This window comes from Leptospira inadai serovar Lyme str. 10 (assembly GCF_000243675.2).
GTDB lineage: Bacteria > Spirochaetota > Leptospiria > Leptospirales > Leptospiraceae > Leptospira_B > Leptospira_B inadai.
The window spans coordinates 227,189-234,149 of the sequence record NZ_AHMM02000006.1 but is presented as its reverse complement, the minus strand read 5'-3'; the positions used below and the strand labels follow the sequence as shown (position 1 = coordinate 234,149).

Sequence of the window (6,961 nt, the reverse complement as noted above, 5' to 3'; positions counted from 1 at the left end):
AGAACCTTTCTCATATGCCCCCGGAATCAAATCCGACAAAAAAAGCCGAATAGTGAAAAACTAATTCGGCTTATCATAATATTAATTTATTAAATGTTATATATATTCTATTTTATAATAAATATTCTCATACCTTAAATAAACCATATTGAAATAACGAGACGATATGCATGGATTCCAAAAGGACCTCTAAACCTCTTCTTCCTAAGAATATTACCTTATTGCAATAGCATCTTGGAAATCACGACTCTTTGTATCTCGCTGGTTCCTTCGTAGATTTCGGTAATCTTAGCATCGCGAAACATTCTTTCCACTTCGTAGTCCGTAATGAATCCGTATCCTCCGTGAATCTGAATCGCTTCCTTTGTAACGAATGTCGCAGCTTCGGAGGCGGAAACTTTGCACATCGCCGATTCTAGGGCATAATTGGGCAAATTTTCCTTTGCCCAAGCGGCACGATAGGTAAGCATCTTACTCTGTTCCAGTCTGGTAAACATATCCGCTAGTTTAAACTGAATGGCTTGCAGATCCGCGATCGGCTTTCCGAATTGCTTGCGATCCTTCGCGTATGATATCGATCTTTCAAACGCCCCTTCCCCGATCCCTAGTGCCTGTGCTGCGATACCGATGCGCCCACCGTTTAAGGTTTCCATGCTTATCTTAAAACCTTGATGCTCCGCTCCCAAAAGATTTTCCATAGGGATTCGCACTTCGTCTAAAGCGAAAGCGGTCGTATAGCTGCCTCGGATTCCGAGCTTATTTTCGTTCTTTAGAATAACCACGCCTTCCGACTTCAAATCTAGTATGAAAGCGCTGACACCTTTATGCTTCAGGCTTCGATCCGAGGTGGCAAATACGACGCCTGTCCCTAGATGCGCCCCGTTAGTGATGAAATTCTTACTTCCATTCAGAATATACTGATCACCATCCTTCCGATATGTCGTAGTCAAATTGGCCACGTCGCTGCCGGCATCCGGTTCTGTAAGCAGGAAACAGCCGATTTTACGACCTAACGCCAAGTCAGGAAGCCACTTCTCTTTTTGCGTATCCGTTCCGAATCGATAAATCGGATCACACGCAAGGGAAGTATGGCCCGAAATCAATACTCCCGTAGAGGCACAAGCTTTCGAAACTTCTTCTATTATAATAACGTAAGAAAGAATGTCCAGACCGGCTCCCTGATATTTCTCGGGTAAGTAACTCCCGAGAAATCCCATTTCGGCGACCTGGGATATAAGATCTTCCGGTATTTTATGTTCTTCGTCGATTTTGGAAGCGATGGGCTTGATTTTCTCTTCCACGAATTCTCGAACACTCTCCCTCAATGTTAAGTGCTCTTCATTAAATTCAAAATTCATAATGTTATATTCCTTAATTAATTCTAAAAATCCGTTCATTTATTTTATGAATGAATTCTAATTCGTGTAACTATAAAATCCCTTCCCGGATTTCCTTCCCAGATGCCCGGCTTCGACCATTTTTACGAGCAGGGGACAAGGCCTATATTTCGGCTCCTTAAACCCGCTAAACAAAACGTTCATAACCGCGAGACAAGTATCTAACCCGATAAAGTCCGCCAAGGTAATCGGGCCCATCGGCTGATTCGTTCCGAGTTTCATCCCTTTATCGATTTCTTCCGGTTTTCCGACTCCCTCATAAACGGCAAAAATGGCCTCGTTAATCATGGGAATTAGTACGCGATTAACGATGAACGCGGGATAGTCTTCCGACACACAGGATTCCTTTCCTAGCTTCTCCACAAGTGCTCGAGCCGCTTCATAAGTGCTGTCGGAAGTATTATGGCCGCGAATGATTTCCACTAATTTCATCATAGGAACCGGATTCATGAAATGCAGTCCGATCACCTTTTCGGGCCGACTTGTCGACGAGGCGATTCTAGTTATCGAAATGGAAGAGGTATTCGACGCGAGGATGGATTCTTTCTTCGCAATCTTATCCAATCGTTCAAATAGACTTATTTTATTCTTTTCGTCTTCACTAACGGCTTCGATGATACAATCCGCATCCTCTAACTCGCCGAGGTCGTCGACTTTGTCGATTCTGGAAATCGCCGCATTGATCTCCGATTCGGGAAATAATCCTTTCTTAGCTAGTCTCCCCAAATTCTGTTCTATGCTACCGATCGATTTTTCCAACTGCTGCTCGTTGATGTCGAATAATCGTACATGATAACCGCTCTGTGCCAACACTTGCGAAATTCCCGAACCCATTTGCCCGGCGCCCACAACCCCTAACCTAATCATAATTATCTCCAATATCAATATTTCGATTCGTTAATCCCTAATTCGTTTAATGAAAGAAGAACCGTACGGAAATTCCGGATTCTCGAATCAAGGACGATCCTAAAACTTCGGAATTCCGCACGGGTGATAATCACTTTAACGATACCTTATTTAACCTCTGGATCGGTTTTTAGAATATTAGCAATTTGAATGTCAAATCGGATCCAAAAGCGCGATGACTTCATCAGAATCGGATATAGCGATACGATGACAAAAAATATTCGTCTATAATTAATATTCATACTATCCGGGCCGCTACCTTAAGACTAATAGGACTATACTTCCCTTGTAGCGAGAAAGCTTGAATGTATCGGCTCGAATCGATAAATAAACTTGAACGTTTCGGCTAGAGATTCACATTTACTCGTTCATCGAATTCTTTTGCTTTCGCTCAAAATAGAGACTGGAAGGATTGCATTAAGAGGAATTGGAATGAAGAATTCCCTATATATTTGGGACTGCCATGTTTTATTTGCGGCTTGGGAAGAAACGAGCGCGATGCATAGCCTATACGCCGCGTCCATACTCATTTCAGTGGAAAAACCCGCTCGCCTTTTTCTTCCGTCGGAACCTGCAATCGAGTTCACGGGCGTTTTCATTCCGCCCAACCGAATGTATCGTGAAATGGCTAAGCAAACCCATGTTTTAAATTTAAATATAGATCCTGATTCGCTGCTCTTCGAAAGGATCGCAGGTAGTTTAAATGCGGGGATTCAAGTCTTTGATTCTAGCAGAATTCCGAATCTGTCGGAAATCGTAATGAAAGCGATGTCGGAGGACACCACCGACGCCGAAGCATTTATCATATTGCAGAATTTAGTGAATACGATTTTTGGATCGATTTTACCTTATAAAGAATCGAAAGCTTTGGATAATCGAGTTATGACGGTCGTGAATCATTTACATTCACTAGCGCATATACCGCATCCTCAAGAAATCAAACTCGGACATCTAGCTAAGCTGGTAAATTTATCCGAAGATAGGTTCAGACATTTATTCAAAGAAACTCTTTTCATTTCCGTTAGAAAATACTTATTAAATTTAAGACTCAAGGTAGCCGCCAAGAATATGCCCAGATGTTCGAATTTAACCGAAGCGGCTCATATTGCGGGCTTTTCCGACTCCGCTCATTTTAGCAGAACTTTCAGAGCTACGTATGGTCATAGACCTTCAGTCGTTTTTCGAAAGTCAAAACGAACTCGCATTCGATCTATCGACGAATCATTGACCGGAATTTAACCGATATTGATCCTTCCGTCCGGTAGATACGTCCGATCGATATCGTACGTTCGAAAGGAAAAACTTCCAACCGATAGTCGCTTCGATAGGAACGGAACATCGATTAATTGAAGGGATTTTGACCTTAACTTCGTCGAAAAAGAAAAGTAGGTCCCTTAGATGATTATGTAGGAGACGGAGAAATATTGTTGAAATATTGCTCCTCGTCGTTATTGTTTTCTCTCTTCGGTTTATTAAAGCGGATGGAACTTCGATAGTATGGATTTGTTTCAATGCAATTTTTATTTCTTTGGCTCCGCTTTAGCGAGCGCCTTCGGACTTTTCGTCTCACAATTCTTCCTTTCCCTCAAGGAAAGAACCCGCCCCGCTCTTCACCTGGGTTTATTCAGCTTTTCTTTTTTCATTTTTCACTTCGGTTATGCGATGGGATTCAGCTCGTCGGCTGAATGGACGGTCTATCACAGATTAATTGTCATTCCGTCATCGATGGTCATTTTCATTGAGATCCTAACCTTTTTCTTTTATTTTCCGGAACCGAAGGGAGTGAAAATCGGGAATGTGATTCGGATCGTTCTATATGCGATCGCGGCCCTTTTCGGCGTTTATTATATTTATTCTTCCTTAAAAGCCCCGAGAGCGTACAACATAGGAAGTCATTATTGGGACTTCGAAAGTCACGCATTCTATAAATGGTTCTCACTTTTTGTACTATTATTGACTTTGTTTTTCGTCATCGCAGGAGTTTGGCGGGCTTTCGTATCCAAGGGAAAAGAAAGGAGGGCGGTTATTTATTTTCTCATAGGATTCTGCATCGTCGGCGTTCTTCCGGGAATCATGAACTCCCTAAGCAGGGACGGTTCGGTATCAAGAGCCTCGTATCAGCAGACCGCCGATTTGTCATTAGTAATCGGTTTATTCTTAATCGTCATCCTTTACGCAAACGTTACGGAAGAGAGAACTACGATTTTGAGCCGGATCACCGCCATAACGATGGCAACCTGCCTCTTAACTCTGCAACTCGTAGGATACTTCGTTTTAAGCGGATATGACGACTCTTTCGATCAAATTCGGAACCAGGAAATCAAGGCCGTTGTTAACGATGGAGAAACCCCCGAAGGACTGGTCTACCTGACATCCTATTCCCCGAAATCGGATACATTCAATTTTCCTTATAAAACAGGGAACGTATCCTTGGATACCCGCTCGGAATTCCAGATTCGTTTTACTCATCTCCGAATTTTACTTTGCAATCTCGGAAATTTAAGGGGAAAAGAACGATGGAAAAAATCGCAAACCGTCTTGGAAGACGCTCCACCGGAATTCTTCGTCTACAAAGCGGGAATTAAGGAATTCTTAACATCGAAAAACGAATCGAACGTTTCCGATTCGGAAATGGCTTCATTCCTTAATATGCTCTCGGACCGATTCGGTGTTATCCGAAGTAAATATCTTCACCTTCCGGACAAAGCCGACAAATCCGGCGTCCTTAATTTATTGAAGGATAAGAACCCCTCCATTTCGGCCGGACTCGCGATTCTGAAGCAAAGTCTGGAAAATGAATCCCTTCAGGCGGACGGGAAAGCTTCCGAGAAAATTTTGCTACCGATCTCCTCCATGGTGGAACCCGGAAAGAGGATTTATCGGATTCTGAAATCGAATCCTGAGGGAAGCGGAACCGATACTTTCACGGTTTCTTACATGTATAAGCGCCCCGATAACGATTCTTTCTTCGAGATCGGCTTTCGATACGGTATGTTGAGAAATTTTATTCATATACCTTCCCTGATATTCGTATATTCGCTCATTGCGGTCGTTCTTGCCGTCTCGATCGGTTTCAGATATTTCTTTCGATTGGCCTTAGTCATTCCGTTAAACGAAGTCGTCGACGGATTGCAGGCGATCAACGCCGGAGATTTGAATTATAGATTGCAGCCCAGAGTGGAGGACGAAGTGGGTTTTATCGCGAGATCCTTCAATCGAATGGCGAGATCCATTCAGGCAGGACGAAAACGTCTCGATAAATATGCAAAGGAATTAGAGCATAAAGTAAAAGAGCGCACGATCGAACTGGAAAATACTCTTAACGAAGTGCGGGAGCTAAAGCGCTTACAGGACGGAGATTTTTTTCTTACTTCCCTTTTAATCAAACCCCTCGGATCTAATAAATCCGAAAGCAAGGACGTAAAGGTTGATTTCTTCCTCGAACAAAAAAAGAAATTCACGTTTAAAAACCGCGAGGACGAAATCGGCGGGGACCTGAACGTTTCGAATAATATCCGACTAAACGGGCAGCCCTACGTCGTGTTCTTAAACGGAGACGCCATGGGAAAATCGATGCAAGGAGCGGGAGGAGCGTTAGTCTTAGGAGCGGTTCTGGAATCCATAGTCGAGCGGACCAAAAACGTGGAGTCCGTTCGTTCAAAATCGCCGGAACGATGGATGAAGGATACTTTTATAGAACTTCATAAAGTATTCGAAAGTTTCGAAGGTTCGATGCTCGTTTCTTGCATGATGGGCTTACTCGATGAAACGACTGGATCCTTACTTTTTTTAAATGCGGAACATCCCCGAGCGGTCCTTTATAAGGATGGAAAGGCTAGTTTTATCGGAGATAAATTCAATTGTCGCAAACTGGGTACTACCGGAATAGAAGGAAAGATCAGGATCGAAACGTTCCAATTGTCCCCCGGCGATAGTATTATCGTAGGCTCCGACGGCCGGGACGATATTCTGATCGGGAATGCCTCCGACGGAAATCGAATCATCAACGACGATGAGGAACTTTTCCTGCGAATGGTAGAAGAAGGTGAAGGAAATCTGAATAACATTTACGAGGCGATATTGCGCGAAGGAGAATTGATCGACGATCTTTCCATGATTCGCTTATCATACAAGGGTGAATTCTTGCTCGACAATTTCGTCGATGGAGATTATTCGAATCGCATAAAGGAATTATTATCCGAAGCCAAAAAGGCCGAAAACGAGGAAAACTTAGCGGAAGCGATAGCCATCCTCGAGAAAATCGAAGCTCTCGATCCGAAAGTGCCGATAGTAAAGAAAAAACTAATTAAACTTTTTCTCAAGAACGGGAAATACGATCAAGCCGCACGCTACGCCGAGGATTATCTTCAATTACGACCTATCGATAACGAAATTCTTTTCATCTCTTCGGTGATTGCAAGGAAGGTCGGAGAACTCAATAAAGCCGTCGAGTTAGGAGAAAGACTACGACTAAGGGATCCGGAACATTTAAATAATCTAATAAGCCTCTCAAGAGTTTATATGACGTTGAAAAATTACGAAAGAAGTAAAATTCTGCTGTCTGCAGCCCTCAAAATTAATCCGAAGTCGGAGACGGCTTCCAAATTATCCAACACATTAAGCAAAATTACGTCCAGCTCTTAGAAAATAAAGCGTTC

Annotated in this window: 4 protein-coding genes; 2 read left to right on the top strand and 2 right to left on the bottom strand. The window is 43.0% G+C overall.

From position 1 onward, the window contains the following. Positions 1-218 precede the first annotated feature (218 nt). Together LEP1GSC047_RS01805 and LEP1GSC047_RS01800 are read right to left on the bottom strand one after the other, a co-directional pair. The gene (locus tag LEP1GSC047_RS01805) at positions 219-1,358 is read right to left on the bottom strand and encodes an acyl-CoA dehydrogenase family protein (protein ID WP_010412378.1); all 1,140 of its coding nucleotides are present in this window, start codon (positions 1,356-1,358) and stop codon (positions 219-221) included. A 57-nt stretch (positions 1,359-1,415) separates the two neighbouring features. Further along, on the bottom strand, positions 1,416-2,264 hold the full coding sequence (locus LEP1GSC047_RS01800) for a 3-hydroxyacyl-CoA dehydrogenase NAD-binding domain-containing protein (RefSeq protein WP_010412381.1): 849 nt from the start codon (positions 2,262-2,264) through the stop codon (positions 1,416-1,418). 471 nt (positions 2,265-2,735) lie between these two features. On the opposite strand from LEP1GSC047_RS01800, the gene LEP1GSC047_RS01795 reads away from it, so the two are divergent. Together LEP1GSC047_RS01795 and LEP1GSC047_RS01790 are read left to right on the top strand one after the other, a co-directional pair. Then, the gene (locus LEP1GSC047_RS01795) at positions 2,736-3,542 is read left to right on the top strand and encodes a helix-turn-helix domain-containing protein (RefSeq protein ID WP_039933922.1); all 807 of its coding nucleotides are present in this window, start codon (positions 2,736-2,738) and stop codon (positions 3,540-3,542) included. 258 nt (positions 3,543-3,800) lie between these two features. Further along, entirely contained in the window at positions 3,801-6,947 is a 3,147-nt protein-coding gene (locus LEP1GSC047_RS01790) for a SpoIIE family protein phosphatase (RefSeq protein ID WP_010412387.1), read from the top strand. Positions 6,948-6,961 lie beyond the last annotated feature (14 nt).